Source organism: Antarctobacter sp., assembly GCF_965277915.1.
GTDB lineage: Bacteria > Pseudomonadota > Alphaproteobacteria > Rhodobacterales > Rhodobacteraceae > Antarctobacter.
The window spans coordinates 3,835,176-3,860,018 of sequence record NZ_OZ255849.1 but is presented as its reverse complement, the minus strand read 5'-3'; the positions used below and the strand labels follow the sequence as shown (position 1 = coordinate 3,860,018).

Here is a 24,843-nt window from a genome sequence, read left to right as displayed (position 1 = left end):
CGGCTAGGGAGATAGCCGAAGTGGCGAACCATAAGAACCGGACAGGGTGTCTCATCCCGAAGATGCATGGCGAAGATGCCGAATGTCCATGCCTTATGTGCCGTTACGTTATCCGGAGTGGATCCCGTGGCGTCAGACGGCGCGTCGCGCAGCGTCTTTCTGGCGCCAGGGCGGGCGCACGCTGGGGGCGGCAAAGAGATATCCCTGGAGGCAGTCGATCCCCAATGCGGCCAGGCAATCGGCGTCTTCGCGCGATTCGACCATTTCGGCGACCGTGAACATGTCGAACTGTTCGGCGATCTTGACCATTGCGGCGACAAGAACCTGGTTATCCGGATCGGTGGCGATGCCTTGGCAGAACTGGCCGTCGATCTTGAGGACGTCAAAGCGGAAGTCCTTGAAATGACGCAGGGCGGTGTAGCCGGCACCGAAATCGTCGATGGCAAAGGAGATGCCCCGGCGCTGCAGGTCATCCATGAAGCTGACCACCAGTTCCGGCACCAGAATGGCCGAGCTTTCGGTGATTTCCAGGATCAGCCGTTCGGCGATCGTCGGATCCTGGTCAAGGCCGCGCTGAAGCACCCGCATCCATTTCTTGTAGCCGATGGAGCGGGCGGACATGTTGACGGACAGGCGCAGATCCGGCACGCGGCGCAGTTCAGCCAGTCCCTTTTCCAGCGAGATACAATCCAGCATCCGCCCGTATTCCGTATCCTCGACGGTATTGATGAAGTCGGTTGCGGGAATGATCCGCCCGGTTTCGTCAAGAACGCGGACCAACCCCTCATAAAACGCGACACGGTCGGGGGCCTGGGCCTGCATCACGGGCTGGAAGGCCAGCATGACCTGGCGATGCTGGATCGACCGCCGGACCATGTCCAGCACGGATGTATCGCGGATCCTGACCGCCTGTTCCAGCGCATTGCGCGCCTCGTATTCTTCTGCTGCCGGTTTCGCCACTTCCGCCTCCGTGCCGTGGTCTTGCCCCATTTGACGCCCGAGGTGTAAAGCAACCGTTAATGTTCCCCTTTGGTTCAAATTGTCCGGACATGGAAAGAGGGACGCTTGACTCGCCCCTCGCAGCCTGTATAAGCGCGCGCTCATTGGTGTTGGTGGCCCTCGCAAGGGGATCCCTGTCACTCCGGCCAAATCCGGGGAGAGGACAACGCCCTTCGAAACCCTGACGAAGGAGATCAGCCGTGACCAAACGCACGACTGCCAAGTACAAAATCGACCGCCGCATGGGCGAAAACATCTGGGGCCGCCCCAAGTCGCCGGTGAACCGCCGCGAATACGGCCCCGGCCAGCACGGTCAGCGCCGCAAGCAGAAAATGTCCGACTTCGGCCTGCAGCTGCGCGCCAAGCAGAAGCTGAAAGGCTACTACGGCGACCTGACCGAAAAGCAGTTCCGCCGCATCTACGCCGAGGCCGAGCGTCTGAAGGGTGACACCGGTGAGAACCTCATCGGCCTGCTCGAGCGCCGTCTGGACGCTGTCGTCTACCGCGCCAAGTTCGTGCCGACCGTCTTTGCCGCCCGCCAGTTCGTGAACCACGGCCATGTCCTGGTGAACGGCAAGCGCGTGAACATCCCCTCGTACCGCGTCCAGGAAGGCGACGTGATCGAGGTTCGCGAGAAATCCAAGCAGATGGCCGCGCTTCTGGAAGCGACCCAACTGCCTGAGCGTGACGTGCCCGACTACATCGAGGCCGACCACTCGAAGATGACCGCCACCTTCGTCCGCACCCCGCAGCTGGGCGACGTGCCCTACGCCGTGGTGATGGAACCGAACCTGGTCATCGAATTCTACGCTCAGAACTGAGTGTGCGCGGGCCCCGGGTCCGCCGCCATGCAAGATCGCGAAAGGCCGCCCATCCGGGCGGCCTTTTCTGTATTGCCGGTCCGGCCGGGTCTGGGCGCGTACAAAAAACGTCCTGGAACGGATACAGGGCGGCCGGGGGGGCCATGGTAGAGGACGTCTGTCAAGACACGGACAGGGTGGATCATCGCGCTGCTCTTGCTGGTATGGCCGTTGCAAGGCGCCGCGTAACGGTGCGGACGCGGGCCGATATGATGAGGTCGACATGGCGTTTCCGCATGGGCTGGACACCAAAGCGGAGGAAAGCGCCAATCTGCCCGACGGGATTCGCACCGAGAGATTTTCGGACGATCCGGAGGTGAGGCAGGTGCTTGTGGCTCAGGTCTCGGACCTGGCGTGCCGTAGCATGGCCGCGGTGCGCGAGATGATGACCCGCCGGGCCGGAAAGTGACCGTCCCAAAACAATGACGCCGCGCCCGGTCGGGGCGCGGCGGTCATCAGAAACCAGACGGCTGTCCGCCTGCGGTCCGTGCGATCAGATGTAAAAGCTGTCGCGGAAGACGTGACGCACGATGTCGGCGCGTTCGATACCCAGCTTTTCCAGCTGTGCGTCGGTCATGCCGTTCAGGCGTTCGATTTCCTTGACGCGGCTGTTGGCCTCGGAGATGCGGACCAGAAAGCTGAAGACGCCTTCGAAGAAGCCGGTGAAGAAGTTGCCGCCGTGGGTGGTGGTGGTTTGGACATGTGCCATATCAGGACCCTTCCTTGCAGTGATCGGGTTCCTCCCTTGGCAACCAACCTAGGTTTTGCTGCGGTGCAGCGCCAGAGGTTTGCGTGCATAGCCGCCTGTAATCAAATGCATGGCTGGTCAATTGCGGGTTAACCGGCGCTGCGCATTGCTGCCGCTGCGTCATCCGGGGCGCGTTACAAAAGTTTTGTGCGATCGTCACGGAACGGACAAGGCATCGCCTTAGCACGCCCCCTCAGACACGAGGGGGTGCTGCGTGCTACGCATCGAACAGTTGACCAAGCGCTTTGGCGCCAATGCTGCCGTGGACAACGTCAGCTTTACCATCGACAAATCCGCGATGATCGGCGTCATCGGGGCCTCTGGCGCCGGCAAGTCGACGCTGCTGCGGATGATCAACCGCCTCGCCGACGCAAGCGAGGGCACCATCGCCTTCCAGGGGCGCGACGTGACCCGGCTGACCGGCAGTGCCCGGCGCAAGTGGCAGTCCGAATGCGCCATGATCTTTCAGCAGTTCAACCTGGTGCCGCGCATGGACGTGGTGTCGAACGTGCTGCACGGGACGTTGAACCGGCGGTCGACCTTCGCGACGCTGTTCAACCTCTACCCGACCGAGGACATCCACAAGGCGATCGAGATCCTCGACCGTCTGGGCATCGCCGATCATGCGCCGAAACGGGCAGAGGCCCTGTCCGGCGGCCAGCAGCAGCGCGTCGCCATTGCCCGCGCCCTGATGCAGGACCCGCAGATCATCCTGGCGGATGAACCCATCGCCTCGCTCGACCCGATGAACGCCCAGATCGTCATGGATGCGCTGCGTCGCATCCACGAGGAAGACGGCCGCATGGTCATCGCCAACCTGCACACGCTGGATACCGCGCGCCGCTATTGCGACCGGGTGATCGGCATGCGCCAGGGCCGCGTCGTCTTTGACGGCACGCCGGACCAGCTGAACACCGGGGTGGCCCGCGACATCTACGGCGCCGGGGCCGAGTTTTCCGAGGCGGCGACCTCTACCGACATCAATGCTCTGGCGGACGCGCGACACGCGGTCACCGCCTGAGCCCCCACAGGTTTTCATCCCCCCGGTCAGTGGTTGGCAGGGGCCATTCAACAAAAGAGGAAGACGATGAAAAAGCTCCTTGCAGTTCTTGCAGCATCCACCGCCCTGGCCGCACCGGCCATGGCCCAGGAAATCACCGAATTCCGCATTGGCATTCTGGGCGGCGACAACGTCCAGAGCCGCCTGAACAACTACCAGTGCTTTGCCGACTACATCGCCGAAGAGCTGAACGTCGAGGTCAAGCTGTTCACGCCCGCCGACTACAACGGCGTGATCCAGGGCTTCCTGGGCGGCACCCTGGACCTGGCATGGTTCGGCGCCTCTGCTTACGCGGCCCTGCACCTGCAGGACCCGTCGGCCGGTGAACCCATCGCCGTCAAGACCAACCTGGACGGCTCGTACAGCTACCACTCGATCGGTTTTGCCCGCAAGGACAGCGGCATCACCTCGGTCGAGGGGCTCGAAGGCAAGGTCTTCGGCTTTGGCGACCCGAACTCGACCTCGGGCTACCTGATCCCCTCCGTTGAAATCCCCGCCCAATACGATGTCACGATGGAATCCGGTGACTTCTTCGGCGAGGTCAAGTTCACCGGCGGCCACGAGCAGACCATCGTCGCGGTCTACAACGGCGACATCGACGCCGGCGTGACCTGGGCCGACGGCCTGGGCAACTGGGAAGACGGCTACAACTCGGGCGCGCTGCGCCGCGCCGTCGACAACGGCCTGGTCGACATGAACGAGCTGGTCCAGATCTGGCAGTCCAAGCCTATCCCCGAAGGCCCCGTGACCATCCGCGAGGCCCTGCCCGCCGACGTCAAGGAAAAGGTGACGGCGCTGGTTCTGGGGCTCTACGAGAAAGACCAGGAATGCGCCTACAACGTGGCTTTCGGTGAGACCGCCGGTTTCTACCCGATCACCCACGACGCCTATGAGACCATCATCGAGGTCCGCAAGCAGAAGATCGACGGCTGATCGCCCTTTCGATCTGACAAAGGCACAGGACCCCGCCCTTTTTCCCGGGCGGGGTTCCCACATGAAGGCAGGGCAGATGACAGACTTGACGCAGGGCGCCGCACCGCTGGCCGCGACGCAGGACAGTTACATGGCGATGGTGCGCCAGAAACGGCTGTACAGCGGAATCGCCATACTGGTCTTTGTTGTGCTGCTGGTCTCGGGTTTTCGCGTTGCCAATGACCGCAACGCCGGCGGCTTTTTCGACGGCATCCACCGGATCTTCGACTTTCCCGCGGACGTGGTGGGAGAGGCCTGGGACAAGCGCGCCGACATGGCGGGCCTGCTGTGGAAATACCTGCCCGACCTCATCGAGACATTGAACATCGCCGCCGTGGCGACGCTTACGGGCGCGGCGCTTGGGCTGGTGCTGTCGCTCTTGTCCACCCGTGGCATGGCACGCTGGCCGGTTCTGATCCCGGTGTTCCGCCGCATCATGGACGTGACCCGCGCGCTGCCCGAAATCGTGGTGGCGCTGGTGCTGATCTACATGCTGGGCGGCGGCCCGATCCCGGCCATGATCGCCATCGCGCTGCACACCGCCGGCGCCCTGGGCAAGCTCTATTCCGAGGTGAACGAGAACGCCGACCTGAAACCCGTGGACGGGCTGACCTCTGTCGGCGCGACGTGGAGCCAGAAAATGCTGCTGGGGGTCATGCCGCAGGTGGCGCCGAACTATCTCAGCTACGGATTGCTGCGGTTCGAGGTCAACATCCGCGCTTCGGCCATCTTGGGCTTCGTCGGCGCGGGCGGCATCGGCTACGAACTGCGCAACTCGATGGCCTGGGGCCCGGGCCGCTTTGACGAGGCGGCGGCGATTTTCATCCTGCTGTTCGTCACCATCGTCGCGGTCGACCAACTGTCGTCCAGCCTGCGCAACCGTCTGAGCGAAGGGGCGAACCAATGACAGACGCCAGCCTTTCGATGATCGATCGCCAGGATGCGGCGCAGGCCCTGTTCCGGCGCAAGCGCCTGATCTCGGTCGCGGTGCCCGTAGTGATCCTGCTGTACCTGACCTATATCTTCTTTGCCTTCGACGTCATGGGACTGGCCGAGCGTGCGCGGCTGGACAACGCGATGACGCTGATCCGCGATACCTACAGCTACAAGACCCATGTCACCCGCGCGAACCGGTCGGGCGAGGTCACGATTGCCAAGGAGGGTGAGCGGCCCGCGACCTGGCCTGAAGGGCAAAGTCCCGACTGGGTCGCCATCGACGGTGAGACCGTGACCATCGACCTGCCCAGGGGGCACAGCGTCCTGTTCCTGCCGGACCAGACGGCAGTCTATCGTCACCCGGAGTTCGGGGACATCACTGCGAAACTGGATCCGTCCGTAACCATCGACATCGCGGAGGACCGGCTGCCCGAATGGATCAGCTATTCGCGGACGCGGCTCGACATCCGCACAGAGGCCGGGCGCCTGACCATGACCCGCGCCAAGACAGAGGTTTTCCGCTACTTCTTTGGCTGGGAACTGTTCTGGTTCACGCTGGACAGCCCCTATCACGGCACGCCGGTCTGGAGCCTGCTACTTGGCCCGCAGATCGATCCCGACCGATCCAATATCGCCGGGGCCTGGCAGGACTTCTGGGCCAACCCGCTGTGGCACCACGGCAAGGTGGCCTGGGCGATTGGCGAGACGATCCTGATGGCCTTTCTGGGCACGATGGGCGCGGCCCTCGTCGCCCTGCCGCTTGCCTTCCTCGCGGCCCGGAACTTTACCCCGGTTGTCGTCGTGCGTCAGCTGGTGCGCCGGGTGTTCGATTTTGTCCGGGGCGTCGATGCGCTGATCTTCACCATCCTGCTCAGCCGTGCCTTTGGGCCGGGCCCGCTGACCGGCGCCCTGGCGATCCTGCTGACCGACACGGGCTCGCTGGGCAAGCTGTTCTCGGAGGCGCTGGAAAACGTCGACCAGAAACAGATCGAGGGAGTGTCCTCGACCGGGGCGAAACCGTTGCAACGCTACCGCTTTGGCGTGATCCCGCAGATCACCCCGGTGTTGTTGAGCCAGGTCCTGTATTTCCTCGAATCCAATACCCGTTCCGCCACGATCATCGGTGCCATTACCGGCGGTGGCATCGGGTTGATGTTGACGCAGGCGATCATCACTCAGAAGGACTGGGAAGAAGTCACCTACTACATTGTTCTGATCGTTCTCATGGTGATCTTCATGGACTGGGTGTCCGGTATCCTGCGCCGTCGCCTGATCAAGGGCGGGGGGCACTGACCCATGTCACGGCTTTCCCCCGAAGGCGCGGTGTTCCACCCGGATTGCGCGATCTCGGAAAGTGATTTCGGTGCCTATACCGAGGTGGGGCAGGGCAGTCGCATCGCCAACAGCCGCTTTGGCGCCTACAGCTATTGCGACCGCTATTGTGACATCGCCAACGCCGAGATCGGCAAGTTCGCCAATATCGCCAGTTTCGTGCGCATCGGCGCGACGGATCACCCGCTGGACCGGGCCAGCCTGCATCATTTCATGTATCGCTCCGCCTCGTATTGGGCGGACGCAGAGGATGACGCCGACTGGTTCGCCCGACGCGCCAGCCGCAAGGCCGTGATCGGGCATGACACCTGGATCGGCCACAACGCGCAAGTCAAACCCGAGGTGCGGGTGGGCAATGGCGCGGTGATCGCCTCCGGCGCCATCGTCACGCGGGACGTCCCCCCTTATGCCATCGTGGCCGGTATTCCGGCCAAGCCGGTGCGGGACCGGCTGCCCCGCGATCTCGCCGAGCGGGTCGAGGCGCTGGGATGGTGGGACTGGGATCACGCTGCCCTGCGCGCGGCGCTGGCGGATTTCCGTCGGATGGACGTGCCCGCGTTCCTGGAGAAATACGGCGGCTGACACGCAACGGGGCGGGGGCTGGCCGAAAACAATATGGGCGGCCTTCTGGCCGCCCGATTGGTACTCGAAATTCCTCGTAAACCACTCACTATGTGCCCAAGACACTCAAACGAAATCGGTTCGGGTCCTGACGTCACTCACCTACGCCGTTCTAGACTCGCGCCGTAAATCTTGTGTGATGGTACCAAAAAATTGTCGAAAATGCATCAGTGCGTCTCGCAACTCAGTGTTTCCATCCCAAGGGTCGTCCGCCGCCCCTTTGGTCAAATCGGGCTCATTCGGCGGCCAGCCGGGCCTCGGTGTTGCCGGCGCTCAGGAATCGCTGTGCCGCCTCGCCCGCCAGGTGGGTGATCCGGCCTTCGCAAAACGTCGCCTCGACCACGCGTGTCACGGCATTTACCACCGCCAGGTCGGCGCGACGGCCATAGTCGATCACGCCCCGGTCGGGCAGGCGCAGGATTTCTGCCGGCCGGCTCGAGATCATCGCCCAGGCCTGGGGCAGGTCCAGCATCTCTTCGTCGACAAGGAGAAAGGCGGCCTGCACGAGTGCGGGATAATAATAGTCCGACACCAGCGCATCGCAGAGCCGCTCTCGCACCAGGTCCTGCGCCGCGATATTGCCGGATTGCGAGCCGCCGCGCACCACGTTGGGCGCGCCCATCAGGATCGGGTCGCCCACGGCGCGGGCCAGGGCCGCAGCGGCCCGTCTGGTCGGAAACTCGCAGATCTTCGCCCCGATCTGCGAGAAATACTCGCGCGTTTCGCCGTCCTCGTCATCGTGGCTGCCATAGCTGACGCCCAGCGTGTCAAAGGCCTCGGCCAGGCGGCAGAGATAGCGCGGCACCTCGCGGCTCTGCCCGCGCGCGGCATGCACGACCGCCAGGTGTTCCTCGATCGACCGCCCGGCCTGCCGCGCCCAGATCGCAAGCCGCGCCGGGTCGATCTCGGCCAGCTGGATCGCCTCGTCGAGGTGGTTGTTGAAGACGACATAGTCGACGTGGTGGCGGCGTACGGCGGCCAGCAGCCGGTCGGCGGTGTCGGTGGTGTGGGTCTCGCAGCGCAGCTGCACGCGCAGGTCGGTCAGGGCCTCGTCGGCGTAGTCATCGAGCGCGCGCAGAAAGGCCTCGGCGTGGTCCGGGCCGCGCGTGCCGCCTTCCCAACTCCAGCTGTGGGCCAGCCAGGCGGTGGTGATCCCGTTTGCCGCCGCGTCGCGATCCGTGGCGCGAAGGGCGGTGCGGATCGGAAAGGGGGCAGAGGGGCGCGGCGCCAGGTGGCGTTCAAAGGCGTCGCCGTGAAGGTCGATGATCCCGGGCAGAATGTAGTAGCCGCGCAGGTCGACCTCGGGCAGGGGGCCCTTGGAAATGCGTCCGTCCTCGATGGCGACGGACCGAGACTGCAGCGCGCCGTCGCGCAGGACAGTGGCGCCGGTCAAGCGCAGGGAAGAAGGGGCAATGGGCATGGAACCGCTCTGGTCTCGAACTGTCCGGCATGTCTAAGCGTCCAATGTATCACCGGGGTGACAAATGGCTGTTTTTTCCATGAAACAAAGGGATTTGGTGTCACTGCTCCAGTGTCAGCGTCACCCTGTCGCCGGCGAACCAGGTGGTGCCGTATTCGATCGGCTGGCCCGAGGGATCGACATTCACGCCGGTTGTTCGTAGCAGGGGGGCGCCATCGGGCAGGCGCAGGCGCCGTGCCTGTGTCGGGGTGGCCAGGTGGGCCGTCACCCGGGTCGAGGCGCGCGTGTAATCGGCCACGCCGCAGGCCGCCAGGGCTGCGGTGACAGAACTGTGCGCCTGCAGGGCCTCCGGCATCCCGGGCAGGCGCGCGGCGGGAAAGACCCCCTCGCCCAGGGCAATCGGCTCGCCATCTGCCGTTGCAATGGTCTCGTAGGCCAGCACGGGGTCGCCGGGGGCGATCCGCAGGGCGCGCGCCTCCTCCGCATCGGCGGACCGGGTCTCCGACATCAGCAATTGGCGGCCCGGGACCCGCCCGGCGGCGCGCAGGTTTCGGTGAAAGCGCACGCGCTGGCCAATCGGATACTCGGTCGGGCGCGCGGCCACAAAGACCCCGGCACCGCGCCGCGCATGCACCAGCCCCTCGTCGGCCATCGCCTGCAGGGCGCGGCGCACCGTGTGGCGGTTCACCCCGAAGCGGGCCGACAGCTCGGCCTCTGTCGGCAATTTGTCCCCCGGGCCATAGCGCCCCGAGACGATGTCGCAGGTCAGGCTGTCGGAAATCGCGGTCCAGAGCGCGGGGCGGGGCATGTCACGAAACTTTCACGCTGTCACTCTTGCCCGACTCGCGGGCAGAGAGTAGGAATTTGTCTAGTTGTATAAATATTCCGACAACTCCGCAAGGTGTCTAGATGACCAAGATGACCGCCCGCAAAGACTGGATGAGCCTGCTGGCCAAGGCGCCGCCCAGGGCGCTGGCCGCGCTCTGGGAGGGGCGGGGTGCGCCCGATTTCACCTGGTTGCGCGCGCCCGAGATCGGCGCCGCAATGGTGCGCGGGCGCATGGGCGGCACCGGCGCGCCCTTCAACATGGGGGAAATGACGGTGACGCGCTGTTCCCTGCAGCTGGAAGGCGGGGCCGTGGGTCATGGATATGTGCAGGGCCGCGACAAGGCGCATGCGGAACGTGCCGCGCTGGTCGATGCGCTGATGCAGACGGAGGCGGCAGAGCGGATCCGGGCCGAGGTGCTGGAGCCTCTGCGCGCGGAGATGACCGGACGCGCCGAGGCGCGCGCCGCAAAGGCTGCCGCCACCAAGGTGGAGTTCTTCACGCTGGTCAGGGGAGACGACTGATGGAGGCTGCGGTTCTCAAGGGCGGTTTTGCCGATGCGCCGGTCGAAGCGGCCCGCGCCTTTCGCGCCGCGATGCAGGCAATGGCACGCCCCGGCACGATCCACGAGGTTGCGGGGGCCGAACCGCCCGCACCGCTGTCACGCGCGGCCGGGGTTCTGATCCTGACGCTCTGCGACCCGGAAACAGGCGTGCACCTGGCCGGCGCGCATGACTGCGCCGAGGTCCGCGACTGGATCACCTTTCACGCGGGCGCGCCGCTGGTCGGTGCCGAAGCCTGCGATTTCGCGCTGGGTACATGGGACGCCCTGCAGCCGCTGGATCGCTTCCGCATCGGCACGGCGCAATACCCGGATCGTTCTGCCACTCTGATCGTCGAGCAGCCGGATCTGAGGGCCGAAGGGGCGACCCTGACCGGCCCGGGGATCCGTGACAAGGCCCGGCTTTCCTTGCCCGAGGTCGCGGCGTTCCGGGTCAATTCGGCGCGCTTCCCGCTGGGGTGGGACGCCTATTTCTGCGCTGCAAACCGCCTCGCGGCCCTGCCGCGCAGCACGCAAGTGGAGGGCTGAGCGATGTATGTTGCCGTCAAGGGGGGCGAACGCGCCATCGAGAACGCGCACGGTTGGCTGGCGGAGGAACGCCGGGGCGATACCGCGGTTGCCGAGCTGAGCGTCGATCAGATCCGCGAGCAGATGAAGCTGGCGGTCAACCGGGTCATGGCCGAAGGGTCGCTCTATGATCCCGACCTGGCGGCGCTGGCGATCAAGCAGGCGCGCGGCGACCTGATCGAGGCGATCTTCCTGATCCGGGCTTACCGCACGACCCTGCCGCGCTTTGGGTCCACGCATGCCATCGACACGGGCAACATGGCCTGCATCCGCCGTATCTCGGCCACCTTCAAGGATGCGCCGGGCGGGCAGGTGCTGGGCCCGACCTTCGATTACACCCACCGTCTTCTGGATTTCAAACTGGCCGCCGATGGCGAGGTGCCGCCCGCGCCGCAGGCCGCGCCGCGCAAGGAACCGACGCCGCATATCACCGAGTTCCTGAACCACGAGGGGCTGATCCAGACCGAGGATGCCAGCGATGAGACCCCGCCGGACCTGACCCGCGAGCCGATGGAACTGCCCGGCAGCCGCGCGCTGCGATTGCAGGCCCTGACGCGGGGGGATGAGGGCTTTGTCCTCGGTATGGCTTATTCCACGCAGCGCGGCTATGCGCGCAACCACGCCTTCGTCGGCGAGCTGCGCATCGGCACAGTGGCGGTCGAGATGGACATTCCGGAACTGGGCTTTGCCATCGAGATCGGAGAGATCGAGGTGACCGAATGCGAAACGGTCAACCAGTTCACCGGGTCAAAGACGGAACCGCCGCAGTTCACTCGTGGCTACGGCCTGGTCTTCGGCCAGTCCGAGCGCAAGGCGATCTCGATGGCGCTGGTCGATCGCGCCCTGCGCTGGCGCGAGCTGGGCGAGGATGACATGGGCGCGCCCGCGCAGGACGAGGAATTCGTGCTGTATCACTCGGACAACATCCAGGCGACGGGCTTTCTCGAACACATCAAGCTGCCGCATTACGTCGACTTCCAGTCCGAGCTGGAGCTGGTCCGGCGCCTGCGCCGCGAGGCGGAAGGCGCCGGGCAGGAGGCGGCGGAATGACCCAGTCAGTCGACCCGTGCGGCAGGGTTGTTCTTCAGCCACCAGGCCTCCTTGCTGTTGGATACGGTCAGGCGCCTTTCGCTGAAAAGCGTGTTCAGCTTGGAGTCCTCGGGCAACCAGACCGAGAGCGCGTAGCGGATGCCAATGGTCAGCACGCCGGCCAGCGTGATCAGGATGATGGTCAGTTGATCCGACATATGTCCTCTCCTTGGTCGGGGTGTCGCCCAATGGTTGCGCCTGAACTTGGGCATTCCCGTGACCGAAACGGGAAATCGGGGTGCAATTTGCAGGAAATTTCGGGGCCGAAATCATGAGCGACTACAATTTCGCCTACCTTGACGAACAGACAAAGCGGATGATCCGGCGTGCCATCCTCAAGGGCTTGGCGATCCCCGGCTACCAGGTGCCCTTTGCCAGCCGCGAGATGCCCATGCCCTATGGCTGGGGCACGGGCGGCGTGCAGGTCTCGGCCGCGACGCTGACGCCCGAGGACCGGCTCAAGGTGATCGACCAGGGCGCCGACGATACCACCAACGCCGTGTCCATCCGCAAGTTCTTTGAGCGTACGGCGGGTGTCGAGACCACGGAGGACACCGCCAGTGCCAGCGTCATCCAGACGCGGCACCGCATCCCCGAGGCGCCGCTGACCGAGGATCAGGTGCTGGTCTACCAGGTGCCGATCCCTGAACCGCTGCGGTTTCTCGAGCCCTCGGAGATCGAGACCCGCAAGATGCACGCGCTGGAAGACTACGGGCTGATGCACGTCAAGCTGTACGAGGACATCGCGCGGCACGGACAGATCGCAACCGCCTATGCCTATCCGGTCAAGGTCGAGGGGCGCTATGTCATGGACCCCAGTCCGATCCCCAAGTTCGACAACCCCAAGATGTCCGGCATGGCCGCGATCCAGTTGTTCGGCGCCGGCCGTGAACAGAGGATCTACGCGCTGCCGCCCTATACGCAGGTCGTCAGCCTGGACTTCCAGGATTTCCCTTTCGAGGCCTCCAAGGCCGATGCGCCCTGCGATCTCTGCGGGGCAGAGGACAGTTACCTCGACGAGGTGATCGTGGACGACGCGGGCGGGCGGATGTTCGTCTGTTCCGATACCGATTACTGCCGCGCTCGTCGCGCGGCGGGCCATGTCGGCGCACAGGGCAAGACGGAGGATGCCGCATGACACCGCTGTTGAAGGTCGAGGGCCTGACAAAACGCTATGGCGCCCGGATCGGATGTGCCGATGTGTCCTTCGATCTCTGGCCGGGTGAGGTCATGGGGATCGTGGGGGAAAGCGGGTCGGGCAAGTCGACCCTGTTGAACTGCATGGCCGGACACCTTGCCCCCGACGCGGGTCGCGTGATGTTCGACACCCGCGCCGAGGGCATGAAGGACACCATCACCATGTCCGAACCGGAACGGCGGATGCTGGGCCGGACCGACTGGGCCTTTGTCCACCAGCACGCCCGCGACGGGCTGCGCATGAATGTCAGCGCGGGCGGCAACGTGGGCGAACGCCTGATGGCCGTCGGCGCACGTCACTACGGGGAAATCCGCGACAGCGCCGAGGACTGGCTTGGCCGGGTGGAAATCGACTCCAGCCGCATCGACGACAGGCCCACGGCCTTTTCGGGGGGGATGCAGCAACGGTTGCAGATTGCCCGCAACCTGGTGACCGGGCCGCGCCTGGTGTTCATGGACGAGCCCACCGGCGGGCTGGATGTCAGCGTGCAGGCCCGCCTGCTGGACCTGCTGCGCGGACTTGTCCGCGAGATGGGGTTGTCGGCGATCATCGTCACCCATGACCTGGCCGTTGTGCGCCTGCTGGCCGACCGGCTGATGGTGATGAAGGACGGGCATGTCGTCGAGGCCGGGCTGACCGACCAGGTGCTGGATGATCCTCAGCACGCCTATACCCAGCTTCTGGTCAGTTCCGTGCTTCAGGTCTGAGTGTTTCGCGCGCGAAACATTGAAATTTAACAATAGGTTAATGTCATGATCCAAATTCGGGAAGTGTCCAAGACCTTCACCCTGCACAACCAGGGCAGTGCGGTGATCCGGGTGATGGAGCGGGCCTCGCTTTCGGTTGCGCCGGGCGAATGCGTGGCGCTGACCGGCGCCTCCGGGGCCGGGAAATCCACGCTGATGCGCATGATCTACGGCAACTACCTGGCCGCCTCCGGAGAGATCTTGATCGGCGGGGTCGATGTGGTGCGGGCCGAACCGCGCGAGATCATCCGCCTGCGCCGCGAGGTGCTGGGCTATGTCAGCCAGTTCCTCCGCGTGGTGCCGCGGGTGCCGACGCTGGACGTGGTGGCGGAACCGCTTTTGTCGGTGGGCGTGGACCGTGCGGCGGCAACCGACAGGGCGCGCGGACTGCTGACCCGCCTGCGCATCCCTGAACGGTTGTGGAGCCTTTCGCCCACCACCTTTTCGGGCGGCGAGCAACAGCGCGTGAACATCGCGCGCGGTTTTGCCCATGCCTACCCGGCGCTCTTGCTGGACGAACCAACCGCCTCGCTGGACGCGGCGAACCGCGACACGGTGCTGGAACTGATCCACGAGGCCAAGGCGCGCGGCGCGGCCATCGTGGGCATCTTCCACGACGCCGAGGCGCGCGCCGCGGTCTGTGACCGCGTGGTGGATGTGACCGGCTTTTCCCCGCAGGCGGCCGCCTGATGCAGGGACGGTTCATCGCGGTGGTGGGGCCGTCGGGCGTGGGCAAGGACAGCGTCATGGCGGCGCTGGCGGCGCGCGATCCGCGGTTTGTCCTGCTGCGACGCAGGATCACCCGCCCGCAGGAGGCAGGGGGAGAGGATCACTTTGCCATCAGCGAGGCCGCGTTCGAAGAGGCGGACCGCGCGGGCGGCTTTGCGCTGTCCTGGCGCGTGCACGGGCTGGCCTATGGCATCCCGGTCGCGGTGGACCAGCAACTGGCCGAGGGCAGCGACGTGCTGGTGAACCTGTCGCGCGCCGTCCTGACACAGGCGCAGGCCCGGTTTCCCCGTTTCGTCGTCCTGTCGCTGACCGCTCCGGCCGAGGTGCTGGCGCGCCGTCTGGCCGGGCGGGGCCGCGAAAGCGCCGAGGAGATCGCCGCGCGCCTCTCCCGTAAGGGGCAGGCTCTGCCGGCCGGGCTGCCGGTGATCGAGATCGACAATTCCGGCCCGCTGGAGCGCACCGTCGACACCATCCTGGCCCGGCTTCAGCCGGAAAGGGCGTAGCGGTGCAGCTCGTGGAAATAGCCGGTGGAATCCTCGCCGCAGAGCGTCAGCGCCTCGATCGTGAAGGGGCGTGGCAGGCGCGGTTCGACATGGGGCAGCAGGGCGCTGCGCACCTGTTCGGCCATGTCTCGGTCCAGCTTGCCGCTGAGCGTGATGTGAAAGCGGAACTGGTCCATTACGTAGGGATAGCCCCAGCGGGTCAGCAGCGCCTCTTGCCGCGCGTTCAGGCCGGACTTTCGCCGCTTGTCCAGCTCTGCCTCGGTCAGGGGGGCGCGGAACGGGTCCAGCGCCTCGACCGTCCGGGCGGCCAGCGTGGACAGGGCATCGGTTTCGCCCACTGGGGTCAGGGCCAGGAAGCGGCCCAGCCGGGTCAGTGCCAGCCCGTCCAGCGTCACCGGCGCCCGGGTGGCGCAAAAGCTGGCGAAGCCATCGTGCAGCGCATCGAAATCCATGCCTTCGGCCAGGCGGAACGGCGGCTTGATCGTGCCGTGCAGCCCGTATTTGCGCGGGGTCGCGGTGATCTCATGGGCGGGCCGCGGCAGTCCGTGAACCACGGGCGCGTCGGGCCGTTCGCCCGTCGCGGCGTTCCAGCCCAGCCAGGCAGCGCCGAAATCGGACAAGGGACCCTTGGGAAGGGTCACGTAGACAGCGTAACGGGAGAAATGCATGACGACCTCCACTCTTGCCGGGCCTATGCCCGATGCGCGTGACGGCGGCGTGACAGAGAGCCTGGCATTTGCCAATGCGACACTGGTGCTGCCCGATGGGGTGGCGCGCGGTTGGTTGCATGCGGAAAACGGCGTCATCGTCGGAATGGGCGAGGGTGCAAACGTGCCTGCCGGTGCGGTCGATTGCGGCGGGGACTTCCTGGCGCCGGGTTTGATCGAACTGCACACCGACAATCTGGAACGCCATATCGAACCGCGCCCCGGCGTCGACTGGCCCCATGCGGCGGCCATCGTCGCCCATGACGCCGAACTGGCCTCGACCGGGATCACGACGGTCTTTGACGCCATGCGGGTGGGGTCGATCCCGACGGGCAAGGGGCGCTACAGGAAATACGCCCGGTCGCTGGCCAGCGAGATGCTGGACCTGCGCGCCGCCGACATGCTGAAGATCAGCCATTTCCTGCACCTGCGGGCCGAGGTCTGTTCCGAGACGCTGGCAGAAGAGCTGGCCGAGTTCGGGCGCGAGGACCGGGTCGGCCTTGTCAGCATCATGGATCACACGCCGGGTCAGCGGCAGTTCCGCGATATCTCGAAGCTGGAACAATATGTGAAATCGAAACGTGGCATGTCGGATGCCGAGTTCATCGAACATATCGCCCACCTGAAAGACCTGCGTGCCCGCAACGGCGCGGCGCACGAGGCGGTCGCGGTTCAGGAGGCGGCGCGCTTTGGCGCGGTTCTGGCCAGCCATGACGATACCACCGCCGAACAGGTCGCTGTTTCGGCCGGGCATGGCATCCGGCTGGCCGAGTTCCCGACCACGGTCGAGGCGGCAAGGGCCTGCCACGAACATGCCATCGCGGTGATGATGGGGGCGCCGAACCTGATCCGGGGCGGCTCTCACTCTGGCAACGTCGCGGCAGAGGACCTGGCGCGAGAAAGGCTGCTGGACATCGTGTCGTCCGACTATGTTCCGGCGGCGCTTCTGCAGGCCGCTGTCCGGCTGGGCGAGACCTGGGGCGACATGGCGCGCGGGATCGCGACGGTGACGAAGGCGCCCGCCGAGGCAGTGGGGCTGGATGACCGGGGCGTTCTGGAAGAAGGGCGCCGGGCAGACCTGATGCGTTTCCGCGTCGCCGACCATGTGCCCCTGCTGCGGGGAGTCTGGAGCCGGGGGCGCCAGGTGGCCTGAGACCCGAGAAAAACCGCTGCGCGATGCGCGGATACTGGCGTAATCTGGTTCCGTTCGGGCTTGCCGGGCGCCAGACAAGGGATCCGTGCGTATGTTGACCGCCTCCGAGTTGCCCAGCCGCGTCTTTACCGATCCGATCAGCGACTCGTCGCGCTGGACGCACTTCGTTCCGCGCGCGGGCGACATCGTCGTTTCGACCCCGCCGAAATCCGGCACGACCTGGACGCAGGGTATCCTTGCCATGCTGATCGCGGGCGATCCGGGGGTGGATGCGCAGACCTCGATGAAATCGCCCTGGATCGACATCAACGTCCGCGACGTCAGCGAAGTCATGGCGCGGCTGGAAGCACAGGAACATCGGCGCCAGGTCAAGACGCATTCGCCCTTCGACTGCATCCCGATCTGGGCCGAGCTGCGCTATGTCACCGTGTACCGGCACCCGATCGACGTGCATTTCTCGATGCGCAAGCACCGGCGCAACATGGGCTTCGACGCCGGCCTGCCGCCCTTTCCAGAGGATCCGTCCGAGAGTTTCCGGGAGTTCCTGACCTGTGAGGATCACACCGGTCTGCCGGCGATCCTCGATCACTTTCGGTGCACGCGGGCGCGCGAGCCGCGCGAAAACCTGATCCGGCTGCACTACGCCGACATGCTGCGTGACCTGCCCGGCGCGGTGGCGCAGCTAGCGGGGCACGTCGGGATCGACCACCCACCGGACCTGATGGCCGCCTGCAGCGAGGCGGCGACATTCGACAACATGAAGGCCAACGCGGATCGCTTTACCCCTTCGGCGGGGCAGGGGTTCTGGAACAGCGATGCGGGGTTCTTCGACAGCGCCACGTCCAACAAGTGGGAAGGGCGTCTGACCGAGGACGACCTGGCGGCCTATGACGCGGTGATTTCCAAGGCCCTTTCCCCCGAGGACCGGCGCTGGCTGGAGTGGGGGAGCGCGGCATAAGCCGGCCTGTCAGTCGGAACGGCCACTGCGTTCGATCCGGCGCGTGCGCCGTTCCTCGCCGGATTGATAGATCAGGATCCACGCCAGCAGGATGAACATCGGATGGGTCAGCCCGCCCGAGAAGATGATGGCCGGAATCCAGATCAGCAGGACGACGATCGCAAGGAAGATCCGCCCGGTCAGGAGGACCGAGAGCGGCGGCAGGAAGAGGGCGAGAACATAGTTCATTCCGGAATCCCAGGGCGGCGAAGGTTCAATGTTGACTGTTTTAACATAGGGTTCCTGGCGCCGAGTTGAAGGGCGGGGTGAAGCCCGCAGAGCGCCCGGCCGGTTTGGTCAGATTTCCTGATTCGCCCAAAAAGGCGCAGACTGGCGGTGCCGCGCCGTTTTGGTGCGGGCATTGGAGGGAGGACTGGACGATGGCCTTTTTCACGATTTCACATTGGGAAACTGAGGACTGGACCGAGGAGATGGAGGCCTTGGCCCGCGAAAAATACGTGCCGCTAGTCCGGGCGGTCGGTGCACAGCGGGTTTCGATGGTGCGGGTGGCGGACCGCAGTTTCATGGTGGTGACAGAGTACGACACCGAAGCGGCAGCCGAGACCGCACAGGCCCGGATCGCGGAAATCCGGTCTCAGGCGGCAGAGGAACTGCCGATGAAAATGACCGCGGCAATGGGGGGCAATGTCTTTGCCTCTGGCTGAGGTGCGTAGAGGCCGGACAATTCGCCCGGCCTCTGAAGCCTGTTCATAGAGCGAAATCATCCGCCGTCAGGCCGGTCACGTCGGCCACGCGGATCTCGCCTTCGACCGTGGCAAGGTTGGCGTCGAGGTTGATCTGCACGATAGTCGAGCCCGCGCCCGTCTCGACCAGGCGGATCTGGTTCGCGGCGGTGAATGGTCCGGTGCCGACGAAGCCAAGCGCCCCGTCGATGATCCCGGCGAGGTCGATCACGTCGGTGCCCTGGTCGAAGTCGAGGATCTGGTCACGGTTGGCGCCGGTCCCCGCCTCCGCGGCAGAGGCAAATCTGAAGGTGTCGGCATCCTGCCCCCCGGTCATGAAGTCGAGCCCCGTTCCGCCAGAGATCGTGTCGGCGCCGTCGCGCCCGCGCAGCACGTCGGTTCCATCGCCTCCGCGCAGCACGTCGTCGCCGGCACCGCCGTCGAGCGTGTCGTCGTTTTCGCCGCCGTCCAGCAGGTCACTCCCTTCGTGCCCTGCCAGCACGTCATTGCCGGACCCGCCTTTCAGAGTGTCATTGCCGGAAAATCCGCCAAGCGTGTCGTCGAAGGATCCCCCGTCCAGCGAGTCGTCCCCCGCTCCGCCGTTCAGGTCATCCGTGCCGGAGCCGCCCAGCAACGTGTCATGGCCCGGGCCGCCGGTGATCGTGTCGTCGTCCGCGCCGCCGTTTATCAGGTCGTCGCCGATGCTGCCGGCCAATTCGTCGTTGCCGTCGCCGCCCTGGATCTCGTCATTGCCCGCGCCGCCGTTGATGGTGTCGGACGCGCCTTCCCCCAGCAAAAGGTTGTCGCCGCGGTTGCCGTTGATCGTTTCGGACAGGTTGGATCCCCGCACCTCGAGGTCTGCGCCGCCCAGCAGGCGGATTTCCTCGACGTTGGTGACATCCAGGACATCCCCCCGCGCCAGAACGAGATCGATGCCCGCGCCGCCGTCGATGTCGGCGTCGTTCTGGTCGACCATGATGGTGTCGTTGCCGGACTCGCCATTGATCTCGCCGGTGACGGTGCCGCCGAACCCGACATAGGTATCGTTGTCGACGCCAAGCTCGAGGTTGCCGGAGATGACCCCGTCGTTGCGGACGGTGTCGTTTCCGTCGAGCATGTCGACATTGCCTTCGATCAGGCCGGAATTACGCAGGATGTCGTCGCCGTCGTTGGTCAGGATGGCCTGGAAACCGCCCTGGATCGTGCCTGTATTGTCGATGACGACGACACTCGAGGGGCCGCCGGCGCCGACGGCCCGGAACTGTCCGGTGACGATACCGGAATTGACCAGATGATATTCTTCGTTATGGCGGAAATCGATCGCCTCGCTCTGGCTCGAGATCGTGCCGGAATTGATCACCGTCGTGGCGCGGTCGGTTTCGATCGCGTGGGTCACGCCGCTGATATGGCCCGAGTTGACGATTGTGGCCTTGTCGCCCGCCAATACGCCCGAGAGGAAAACGCCCTCGTCGCCGCCGCTGACCTCGCCGTGGTTCTCCATGTAGAAGTCGGTGCCTGCTCCCTCCGTGCTGGCGAACACCAGGACGCCGGTGTCGAAGGCCCGGATGATGCCGGTTGCGCCGTTGTAGATCGCGCTGTCGAAATCAAGCTGGAGGCTGAAGGCGTCGTCGTCAGCGGAGACGATGATGCCGTCGTTGAAGAAGTCGAAGGTGCCGGTGCCGTCCGCCTCGATCGTGTTTGTGGCAGTGCCGGTGGTGCTGCGTACGCTGTTCGTCAGAAGGAAGGTGATGTCGCCACCGGGCACGACAACCGTGCCGCTGCCTGAAGAGAGAATGGTCATGGGTGTCTCCTTTGTTGAATCCTGTGCAGCGGGCGTCGGGTCAGGACCCTCGCTGCGAAAGAACGTCTGGCAATTGGCCCCGGAGGCCGGGGCTGGCGTCCGAGGTTCTGCCCTGTGATCCTGCCTTTGGACCTGTCTCGATGGGGGCTTGCACGGTCATCGCGGCGGGGCCCTTGGCAGTCGTGGCACCACCCATGGGGTCTGGGGGGCCGGAAACTCCTGTCGTTCGGCGCGGTCGAAAGAGGAAGGGCCGTGCTGGAGGTTGGGAATGTCGCCCGCGCGACCTGTACGACGTCCGGCGCCACTCTTGCGTTCCGGCGGCCCGGAACGCTGGCGACTGCTTGGCCGGGCGGGTCGCCCTGCCGTGACCATGCGGAGGTTGCAAGCGGTCATGCCGACCTTTGCGGCGGCCTCCCAAAGGGGGCCGCGGTCAAGGCAAGCGGCAACGCCTTGACGGTCGTCAATGCAGTCAGGAGTTTCATGCACGCCTCCGGGAAAACGTCGGTGCGAAAATGCAAATCGCAAAAAAATATCATGAATCCACGATACGCCAAAACGGGGTCCAAGTCGACGCGCGGCATGGCGCGGCCTACGGTATCGCCAGCCGCCGGGATCCCGCGCGTTCCCCGGTACCAGGGCTTGATCCCGCGGCGTCCTTGCTCTATACGCGCGAGCGTCGACAAGGCAACAAATGCCGCGGCAGAGAGATCGAGCAGGGTCGGACATCTCCGGCCCTCTTTGTTTTGCGGCAGCTAATGAGACCAATCCAAGACCGGCGGAGACAACCGCTCGGCCAGAAAAAACCGTTGTAAAGGACCAAACACACATATGCCCAGCGCATCGATGGAGGAATTCGAGGCCCTCCTTAATGAAAGCCTCGAAATGGACACGCCTGATGAGGGTACTGTCGTCAAAGGCAAGGTCATCGCGATCGAAGCGGGACAAGCCATCATCGACGTCGGCTACAAGATGGAAGGCCGTGTCGAGCTCAAGGAATTCGCGGAGCCCGGTGAACAGCCCGACGTGAACGTCGGCGACGAAGTCGAGGTTTACCTGCGTGCCGCAGAAAACGCCCGTGGCGAAGCCGTCATCTCGCGCGAGATGGCCCGCCGCGAAGAAGCCTGGGACCGCCTGGAGAAGGCCTATGCCGACGACGCCCGCGTCGAAGGCGCGATCTTTGGCCGTGTCAAGGGTGGCTTTACCGTCGATCTCGGCGGCGCCGTGGCCTTCCTGCCCGGTTCGCAGGTCGACGTGCGCCCCGTGCGCGATGCCGGCCCGCTTATGGGTCTCAAGCAGCCGTTCCAGATCCTCAAGATGGACCGTCGCCGTGGCAACATCGTTGTCTCGCGCCGCGCGATCCTCGAAGAGAGCCGCGCCGAACAGCGCGCCGAGGTCATCGGCAAGCTGCAAGAAGGCGACGCGGTTGACGGCGTGGTCAAGAACATCACCGAGTACGGCGCCTTCGTCGACCTGGGCGGTGTGGACGGCCTGCTGCACGTCACCGACATGGCATGGCGCCGTGTGAACCACCCCTCCGAGATCCTGTCGATCGGCGAGACCGTCAAGGTCCAGGTCATCAAGATCAACAAGGAAACCCACCGTATCAGCCTGGGCATGAAGCAGCTGCAGGAAGATCCGTGGGATCTGGTGGGCGTCAAGTACCCGCTGGCCTCGGTCCACAAGGGCCGCGTCACCAACATCACCGACTACGGCGCCTTCGTCGAGCTGGAGCCGGGTGTCGAAGGTCTGGTGCACGTCAGCGAAATGTCCTGGACCAAGAAGAACGTCCACCCGGGCAAGATCGTCTCCACCTCGCAAGAGGTCGACGTCATGGTTCTGGAAATCGACAGCGCCAAGCGCCGCGTTAGCTTGGGTCTCAAGCAGACCATGCGCAACCCGTGGGAAGTCTTTGCCGAGACGCACCCCGAGGGCACGCAGGTCGAAGGCGAGGTCAAGAACATCACCGAATTCGGTCTGTTCATCGGCCTCGAAGGCGAGATCGACGGCATGGTCCACCTGTCCGACCTGTCCTGGGATCAGCGCGGCGAGGAAGCCATCCAGGAATACCGCAAGGGTGACGTGGTTCAGGCCGTCGTCTCCGAAGTGGACGTCGAGAAAGAGCGTATCTCGCTCTCGATCAAGGCGCTGGGTGGCGACAAGTTCGCCGATGCGGTTGGCGGCGTGAAGCGCGGCTCGATCGTGACCGTCGAGGTCACCGCGATCGAGGACGGCGGCATCGAGGTGGAATACGAAGGCATGAAGTCCTTCATCCGCCGCTCCGACCTGTCGCGTGACCGTGCCGAACAGCGCCCCGAGCGTTTCTCGGTCGGTGACAAGGTCGACGTCCGCGTCACCAACATCGACAACAAGACCCGTCGTCTGGGCCTGTCGATCAAGGCACGCGAGATCGCCGAAGAGAAAGAGGCCGTCGAACAGTACGGTTCGTCCGACTCCGGTGCATCGCTGGGCGACATCCTGGGCGCCGCGCTCAAGTCCGGCGACGAGTGATCGTCGCACGGCCCTTGGGCTGAAAAGGATCGAGGCCTCCGCAATCGCGGGGGCCTTTTTTGTTGCGGCTTGCACGCTCCGGAGCGGAGGTTAGGCTCGGGCCGGGCAACAGGGGGTATCCATGCAGGCAGGCGGACTGGATCTGAGCGGCGACTGGACCGGCGTCTATGACTACGGCCAGGACGGGGATGGATCGGTGCCCTTTGCCGCGACGCTCTTTGACGTGGGCGGGGTGATCTGGGGCACGACGCTGGAACCCAATACATTTGCCCCGGACGCCGGCGCGGAAATCGAGGCCGAGGTGAGCGGCAGCCGCAGCGGGCGCGAGGTCCACTTTCGCAAGGCCTACATCGGCCGTCCCCGGTATGGCGAAGACCCGATTCATTACACTGGCCATGTCTCGCCGGACGGCAACCGGATCGAGGGCAACTGGACAATCCGCGCGCCAGGGCTGTTCGTGTCCGGTCCTTTCGTGATGAACCGCATCACGGGCACCGCTGCCCGGGCCCGTCTTGGGGCCCGCACGGGCGAAACTGTCGAGGTCTGATCACGGGGAAGCAGGAAAGGCTCGCCTTCCGGACGCGGGTTTGCTTTTCTCGGGCGGCGAGTCGGTGCTGGAGGTGACGAGATGCGAAGGATGATGGGGCGGGCTGCGGCCTTCTGTGTGCTGGCGGTCCTGTGCGGGCCGGTGCTGGCGCAGGATCAGATCGTGATCCCGGACGAGGACACGCGCTTCATCCAGGAGGCGCCCACGGGCGGCGGAACCGAGCTGACAATGCGCGCGGTCACGGTCAAGGACCAGAACCAGCTGCGCGGCGCCTTTGGCGACAAGTGGCAGCCCGAAGAGGTCCGTGCCCGGGCAGCGCAGGTCTGTGCCGACAGCGGGATGCGGCTGATTTATTTCCAGCCCGGAAACAGGGATTCCAAGGGGCGCAGGGAATTCGCCGCGGTCTGCCAATAGGCTTGGGGCGCTCCGAATCGCGCAGATTGGACGAGGTCAAGACGGAGACGGAAAACGCCGCAGACTGCGCCATTCGCCGCCGAAACGGGCGGAATCCAGCGCAAAGCGCGGAAAAACATGGGTTTTCCCCGAAAATGCACGGTTCCCGTTTGATCCTGCCCCGCGTATAGTTTGGCTGAAATAACAAGGCCAAGGCCGATTCCACCGGGGGACGTGGGGTATGATCCGATCCGAATTGATCCAGAAGATTGCAGACGAGAACCCGCATCTGTATCAGCGTGATGTGGAGAGGATCGTGAACACGATCTTCGACGAGATCACCAATGCCATGTCCCGGGGCGACCGGGTCGAGCTGCGGGGCTTCGGGGCCTTCTCGGTCAAGAAGCGGGACGCGCGCGTCGGGCGGAACCCCCGGACGGGAGAGTCGGTCCAGGTCGAGGAAAAGCACGTTCCCTTCTTCAAGACCGGCAAGCTCCTGCGCGACCGCCTGAACGGAAAGTAATCCATGCGCTACATCCGCTATGCCATCTACGCTGCCCTGCTCATCTTCCTGACGATCATCTGCGTGGCGAACCTGCAGTGGGTGACGCTGAACACCCTGCCCGAGGGGTTGGCGCGCATTCCGCAACTGGGGTGGCTGGCGTTTTCTGTCGAGGTGCCACTGTTCGCGGTGGCGCTGGGGTTCCTGGTGCTTGGCTGGGTGCTGGGCGAGGTCTTCGAATGGCTGCGCGAATACAAGTACCGTGCCGAGGCGTCGGCCAAGAAGACCGAGGTGCGCAAGCTCGAGCGCCAGCTGAAGAAAACCCAGGCCGAGCGCGACAAGGACAAGGACGAGGTCCTGGCGATTCTCGACCAGGCCAGCTGA

30 protein-coding genes are annotated in these 24,843 nt (G+C 65.0%); 22 read left to right on the top strand and 8 right to left on the bottom strand.

The genetic code is table 11. The features are described 5' to 3' along the window. Positions 1-132: 132 nt before the first annotated feature. Positions 133-876, bottom strand: coding sequence for an EAL domain-containing protein (locus tag ACQY5B_RS19780; RefSeq protein WP_420328606.1), 744 nt, complete (start codon positions 874-876; stop codon positions 133-135). Positions 877-1,199: 323 nt separating this feature from the next. On the opposite strand from ACQY5B_RS19780, the gene rpsD reads away from it, so the two are divergent. After that, the gene (gene rpsD / locus ACQY5B_RS19775) at positions 1,200-1,820 is read left to right on the top strand and encodes a 30S ribosomal protein S4 (protein WP_305969395.1); all 621 of its coding nucleotides are present in this window, start codon (positions 1,200-1,202) and stop codon (positions 1,818-1,820) included. 262 nt (positions 1,821-2,082) lie between these two features. Beyond that, positions 2,083-2,268: a hypothetical protein gene (locus ACQY5B_RS19770; RefSeq protein WP_420327813.1), complete on the top strand. Its 186-nt coding sequence runs from the start codon at positions 2,083-2,085 to the stop codon at positions 2,266-2,268. Between the two features lie 84 nt (positions 2,269-2,352). On the opposite strand, the gene ACQY5B_RS19765 is transcribed toward ACQY5B_RS19770, so the two are convergent. After that, complete coding sequence (locus ACQY5B_RS19765) at positions 2,353-2,568, bottom strand: DUF1127 domain-containing protein (protein WP_305969397.1); 216 nt, start codon at positions 2,566-2,568, stop codon at positions 2,353-2,355. A 253-nt stretch (positions 2,569-2,821) separates the two neighbouring features. On the opposite strand from ACQY5B_RS19765, the gene phnC reads away from it, so the two are divergent. The 5 genes from phnC (at position 2,822) to ACQY5B_RS19740 (ending at position 7,489) form a co-directional block, all read left to right on the top strand. Then, the gene (gene phnC / locus ACQY5B_RS19760; protein ID WP_305969398.1) at positions 2,822-3,628 is read left to right on the top strand and encodes a phosphonate ABC transporter ATP-binding protein; all 807 of its coding nucleotides are present in this window, start codon (positions 2,822-2,824) and stop codon (positions 3,626-3,628) included. A 66-nt stretch (positions 3,629-3,694) separates the two neighbouring features. Further along, a complete protein-coding gene (gene phnD / locus ACQY5B_RS19755; protein ID WP_305969399.1) occupies positions 3,695-4,600 on the top strand; it encodes a phosphonate ABC transporter substrate-binding protein in 906 nt (301 codons plus the stop codon). 76 nt (positions 4,601-4,676) lie between these two features. Then, on the top strand, positions 4,677-5,546 hold the full coding sequence (gene phnE / locus ACQY5B_RS19750; RefSeq protein WP_305969400.1) for a phosphonate ABC transporter, permease protein PhnE: 870 nt from the start codon (positions 4,677-4,679) through the stop codon (positions 5,544-5,546). Then, positions 5,543-6,868 carry a phosphonate ABC transporter, permease protein PhnE gene (gene phnE / locus ACQY5B_RS19745; protein ID WP_420327814.1) on the top strand — a complete coding sequence of 442 codons (1,326 nt, stop codon included), beginning with the start codon at positions 5,543-5,545 and terminating at the stop codon, positions 6,866-6,868. Before phnE (ACQY5B_RS19750) ends, phnE (ACQY5B_RS19745) begins: the two co-directional genes overlap by 4 nt. A gap of 3 nt (positions 6,869-6,871) precedes the next feature. Then, entirely contained in the window at positions 6,872-7,489 is a 618-nt protein-coding gene (locus tag ACQY5B_RS19740; RefSeq protein ID WP_420327815.1) for an LbetaH domain-containing protein, read from the top strand. 274 nt (positions 7,490-7,763) lie between these two features. On the opposite strand, the gene ACQY5B_RS19735 is transcribed toward ACQY5B_RS19740, so the two are convergent. Both ACQY5B_RS19735 and phnF read right to left on the bottom strand, forming a co-directional pair. Continuing rightward, positions 7,764-8,948, bottom strand: coding sequence for an alpha-D-ribose 1-methylphosphonate 5-triphosphate diphosphatase (locus tag ACQY5B_RS19735; protein WP_420327816.1), 1,185 nt, complete (start codon positions 8,946-8,948; stop codon positions 7,764-7,766). Positions 8,949-9,048: 100 nt separating this feature from the next. Next, positions 9,049-9,756 (bottom strand): phosphonate metabolism transcriptional regulator PhnF, encoded by a 708-nt coding sequence (gene phnF, locus ACQY5B_RS19730; RefSeq protein ID WP_420327817.1) that lies wholly within the window; start codon positions 9,754-9,756, stop codon positions 9,049-9,051. A gap of 101 nt (positions 9,757-9,857) precedes the next feature. On the opposite strand from phnF, the gene phnG reads away from it, so the two are divergent. The 3 genes from phnG to ACQY5B_RS19715 are packed head-to-tail and all read left to right on the top strand — an operon-like array spanning position 9,858 to position 11,953. Continuing rightward, on the top strand, positions 9,858-10,298 hold the full coding sequence (gene phnG, locus ACQY5B_RS19725; RefSeq protein WP_305969405.1) for a phosphonate C-P lyase system protein PhnG: 441 nt from the start codon (positions 9,858-9,860) through the stop codon (positions 10,296-10,298). Next, positions 10,298-10,864, top strand: coding sequence for a phosphonate C-P lyase system protein PhnH (gene phnH, locus ACQY5B_RS19720; RefSeq protein WP_420327818.1), 567 nt, complete (start codon positions 10,298-10,300; stop codon positions 10,862-10,864). The genes phnG and phnH overlap by 1 nt, the downstream gene beginning before the upstream one ends. A 3-nt stretch (positions 10,865-10,867) precedes the next feature. Next, positions 10,868-11,953, top strand: a complete 1,086-nt coding sequence (locus ACQY5B_RS19715; RefSeq protein ID WP_420327819.1) for a carbon-phosphorus lyase complex subunit — start codon at positions 10,868-10,870, stop codon at positions 11,951-11,953. A gap of 5 nt (positions 11,954-11,958) precedes the next feature. Here the strand turns inward: ACQY5B_RS19715 and ACQY5B_RS19710 are convergent, their stop codons facing one another. Then, on the bottom strand, positions 11,959-12,150 hold the full coding sequence (locus ACQY5B_RS19710) for a hypothetical protein (RefSeq protein ID WP_305969408.1): 192 nt from the start codon (positions 12,148-12,150) through the stop codon (positions 11,959-11,961). A gap of 113 nt (positions 12,151-12,263) precedes the next feature. Between ACQY5B_RS19710 and ACQY5B_RS19705 the strand changes: the two genes are divergently transcribed. Genes ACQY5B_RS19705 through phnN form a run of 4 tightly spaced genes read left to right on the top strand, consistent with a single transcriptional unit; the run spans position 12,264 to position 15,168 of the window. Then, a complete protein-coding gene (locus tag ACQY5B_RS19705; protein WP_305969409.1) occupies positions 12,264-13,130 on the top strand; it encodes an alpha-D-ribose 1-methylphosphonate 5-phosphate C-P-lyase PhnJ in 867 nt (288 codons plus the stop codon). After that, complete coding sequence (phnK, locus tag ACQY5B_RS19700; RefSeq protein WP_420327820.1) at positions 13,127-13,897, top strand: phosphonate C-P lyase system protein PhnK; 771 nt, start codon at positions 13,127-13,129, stop codon at positions 13,895-13,897. The genes ACQY5B_RS19705 and phnK overlap by 4 nt, the downstream gene beginning before the upstream one ends. A gap of 45 nt (positions 13,898-13,942) precedes the next feature. Then, positions 13,943-14,626, top strand: coding sequence for a phosphonate C-P lyase system protein PhnL (gene phnL, locus ACQY5B_RS19695; protein ID WP_420327821.1), 684 nt, complete (start codon positions 13,943-13,945; stop codon positions 14,624-14,626). Next, entirely contained in the window at positions 14,626-15,168 is a 543-nt protein-coding gene (gene phnN, locus ACQY5B_RS19690) for a phosphonate metabolism protein/1,5-bisphosphokinase (PRPP-forming) PhnN (RefSeq protein WP_420327822.1), read from the top strand. The genes phnL and phnN overlap by 1 nt, the downstream gene beginning before the upstream one ends. On the opposite strand, the gene ACQY5B_RS19685 is transcribed toward phnN, so the two are convergent. Continuing rightward, entirely contained in the window at positions 15,150-15,836 is a 687-nt protein-coding gene (locus ACQY5B_RS19685; RefSeq protein ID WP_420327823.1) for a DUF1045 domain-containing protein, read from the bottom strand. The genes phnN and ACQY5B_RS19685 overlap by 19 nt on opposite strands. A 25-nt stretch (positions 15,837-15,861) precedes the next feature. Here ACQY5B_RS19685 and ACQY5B_RS19680 point away from each other — a divergent pair, with 25 nt between their 5' ends. Then, entirely contained in the window at positions 15,862-17,028 is a 1,167-nt protein-coding gene (locus ACQY5B_RS19680; protein WP_420328607.1) for an alpha-D-ribose 1-methylphosphonate 5-triphosphate diphosphatase, read from the top strand. Positions 17,029-17,119: 91 nt separating this feature from the next. Further along, positions 17,120-17,986: a sulfotransferase domain-containing protein gene (locus ACQY5B_RS19675; RefSeq protein ID WP_420328609.1), complete on the top strand. Its 867-nt coding sequence runs from the start codon at positions 17,120-17,122 to the stop codon at positions 17,984-17,986. A gap of 9 nt (positions 17,987-17,995) precedes the next feature. Here ACQY5B_RS19675 and ACQY5B_RS19670 read toward each other — a convergent pair whose 3' ends face one another. Beyond that, the gene (locus ACQY5B_RS19670) at positions 17,996-18,214 is read right to left on the bottom strand and encodes a hypothetical protein (protein ID WP_305969415.1); all 219 of its coding nucleotides are present in this window, start codon (positions 18,212-18,214) and stop codon (positions 17,996-17,998) included. A 191-nt stretch (positions 18,215-18,405) separates the two neighbouring features. On the opposite strand from ACQY5B_RS19670, the gene ACQY5B_RS19665 reads away from it, so the two are divergent. Then, positions 18,406-18,690 carry a hypothetical protein gene (locus tag ACQY5B_RS19665; protein ID WP_305969416.1) on the top strand — a complete coding sequence of 95 codons (285 nt, stop codon included), beginning with the start codon at positions 18,406-18,408 and terminating at the stop codon, positions 18,688-18,690. 43 nt (positions 18,691-18,733) lie between these two features. On the opposite strand, the gene ACQY5B_RS19660 is transcribed toward ACQY5B_RS19665, so the two are convergent. After that, entirely contained in the window at positions 18,734-20,509 is a 1,776-nt protein-coding gene (locus tag ACQY5B_RS19660; RefSeq protein WP_420327824.1) for a calcium-binding protein, read from the bottom strand. Between the two features lie 843 nt (positions 20,510-21,352). On the opposite strand from ACQY5B_RS19660, the gene rpsA reads away from it, so the two are divergent. From rpsA to ACQY5B_RS19635, 5 genes are all read left to right on the top strand, one after another. Next, positions 21,353-23,017, top strand: a complete 1,665-nt coding sequence (rpsA, locus tag ACQY5B_RS19655) for a 30S ribosomal protein S1 (RefSeq protein WP_305969497.1) — start codon at positions 21,353-21,355, stop codon at positions 23,015-23,017. Positions 23,018-23,138: 121 nt separating this feature from the next. Next, positions 23,139-23,564 carry a hypothetical protein gene (locus tag ACQY5B_RS19650; RefSeq protein ID WP_420327825.1) on the top strand — a complete coding sequence of 142 codons (426 nt, stop codon included), beginning with the start codon at positions 23,139-23,141 and terminating at the stop codon, positions 23,562-23,564. An 81-nt stretch (positions 23,565-23,645) separates the two neighbouring features. Further along, positions 23,646-23,978 carry a hypothetical protein gene (locus ACQY5B_RS19645; protein ID WP_305969419.1) on the top strand — a complete coding sequence of 111 codons (333 nt, stop codon included), beginning with the start codon at positions 23,646-23,648 and terminating at the stop codon, positions 23,976-23,978. A gap of 220 nt (positions 23,979-24,198) precedes the next feature. Next, entirely contained in the window at positions 24,199-24,480 is a 282-nt protein-coding gene (gene ihfB, locus ACQY5B_RS19640; RefSeq protein WP_043141735.1) for an integration host factor subunit beta, read from the top strand. Positions 24,481-24,483: 3 nt separating this feature from the next. Then, complete coding sequence (locus tag ACQY5B_RS19635) at positions 24,484-24,843, top strand: lipopolysaccharide assembly protein LapA domain-containing protein (RefSeq protein ID WP_305969421.1); 360 nt, start codon at positions 24,484-24,486, stop codon at positions 24,841-24,843.

Coding starts and splice junctions, on each gene's coding strand:
- ACQY5B_RS19780 (WP_420328606.1), bottom strand. CDS start 876: ATGGTCCGGCGGTCGATCCAGCATCGCCAGGTCATGCTGGCCTTCCAG.
- ACQY5B_RS19770 (WP_420327813.1), top strand. CDS start 2,083: ATGGCGTTTCCGCATGGGCTGGACACCAAAGCGGAGGAAAGCGCCAAT.
- ACQY5B_RS19765 (WP_305969397.1), bottom strand. CDS start 2,568: ATGGCACATGTCCAAACCACCACCACCCACGGCGGCAACTTCTTCACC.
- phnD (WP_305969399.1), top strand. CDS start 3,695: ATGAAAAAGCTCCTTGCAGTTCTTGCAGCATCCACCGCCCTGGCCGCA.
- phnE (WP_305969400.1), top strand. CDS start 4,677: ATGACAGACTTGACGCAGGGCGCCGCACCGCTGGCCGCGACGCAGGAC.
- phnE (WP_420327814.1), top strand. CDS start 5,543: ATGACAGACGCCAGCCTTTCGATGATCGATCGCCAGGATGCGGCGCAG.
- ACQY5B_RS19740 (WP_420327815.1), top strand. CDS start 6,872: ATGTCACGGCTTTCCCCCGAAGGCGCGGTGTTCCACCCGGATTGCGCG.
- ACQY5B_RS19735 (WP_420327816.1), bottom strand. CDS start 8,948: ATGCCCATTGCCCCTTCTTCCCTGCGCTTGACCGGCGCCACTGTCCTG.
- phnF (WP_420327817.1), bottom strand. CDS start 9,756: ATGCCCCGCCCCGCGCTCTGGACCGCGATTTCCGACAGCCTGACCTGC.
- phnG (WP_305969405.1), top strand. CDS start 9,858: ATGACCAAGATGACCGCCCGCAAAGACTGGATGAGCCTGCTGGCCAAG.
- phnH (WP_420327818.1), top strand. CDS start 10,298: ATGGAGGCTGCGGTTCTCAAGGGCGGTTTTGCCGATGCGCCGGTCGAA.
- ACQY5B_RS19715 (WP_420327819.1), top strand. CDS start 10,868: ATGTATGTTGCCGTCAAGGGGGGCGAACGCGCCATCGAGAACGCGCAC.
- ACQY5B_RS19710 (WP_305969408.1), bottom strand. CDS start 12,150: ATGTCGGATCAACTGACCATCATCCTGATCACGCTGGCCGGCGTGCTG.
- ACQY5B_RS19705 (WP_305969409.1), top strand. CDS start 12,264: ATGAGCGACTACAATTTCGCCTACCTTGACGAACAGACAAAGCGGATG.
- phnK (WP_420327820.1), top strand. CDS start 13,127: ATGACACCGCTGTTGAAGGTCGAGGGCCTGACAAAACGCTATGGCGCC.
- phnL (WP_420327821.1), top strand. CDS start 13,943: ATGATCCAAATTCGGGAAGTGTCCAAGACCTTCACCCTGCACAACCAG.
- phnN (WP_420327822.1), top strand. CDS start 14,626: ATGCAGGGACGGTTCATCGCGGTGGTGGGGCCGTCGGGCGTGGGCAAG.
- ACQY5B_RS19685 (WP_420327823.1), bottom strand. CDS start 15,836: ATGCATTTCTCCCGTTACGCTGTCTACGTGACCCTTCCCAAGGGTCCC.
- ACQY5B_RS19680 (WP_420328607.1), top strand. CDS start 15,862: ATGCCCGATGCGCGTGACGGCGGCGTGACAGAGAGCCTGGCATTTGCC.
- ACQY5B_RS19675 (WP_420328609.1), top strand. CDS start 17,120: ATGTTGACCGCCTCCGAGTTGCCCAGCCGCGTCTTTACCGATCCGATC.
- ACQY5B_RS19670 (WP_305969415.1), bottom strand. CDS start 18,214: ATGAACTATGTTCTCGCCCTCTTCCTGCCGCCGCTCTCGGTCCTCCTG.
- ACQY5B_RS19665 (WP_305969416.1), top strand. CDS start 18,406: ATGGCCTTTTTCACGATTTCACATTGGGAAACTGAGGACTGGACCGAG.
- ACQY5B_RS19660 (WP_420327824.1), bottom strand. CDS start 20,509: ATGACCATTCTCTCTTCAGGCAGCGGCACGGTTGTCGTGCCCGGTGGC.
- rpsA (WP_305969497.1), top strand. CDS start 21,353: ATGGAGGAATTCGAGGCCCTCCTTAATGAAAGCCTCGAAATGGACACG.
- ACQY5B_RS19650 (WP_420327825.1), top strand. CDS start 23,139: ATGCAGGCAGGCGGACTGGATCTGAGCGGCGACTGGACCGGCGTCTAT.
- ACQY5B_RS19645 (WP_305969419.1), top strand. CDS start 23,646: ATGCGAAGGATGATGGGGCGGGCTGCGGCCTTCTGTGTGCTGGCGGTC.
- ihfB (WP_043141735.1), top strand. CDS start 24,199: ATGATCCGATCCGAATTGATCCAGAAGATTGCAGACGAGAACCCGCAT.
- ACQY5B_RS19635 (WP_305969421.1), top strand. CDS start 24,484: ATGCGCTACATCCGCTATGCCATCTACGCTGCCCTGCTCATCTTCCTG.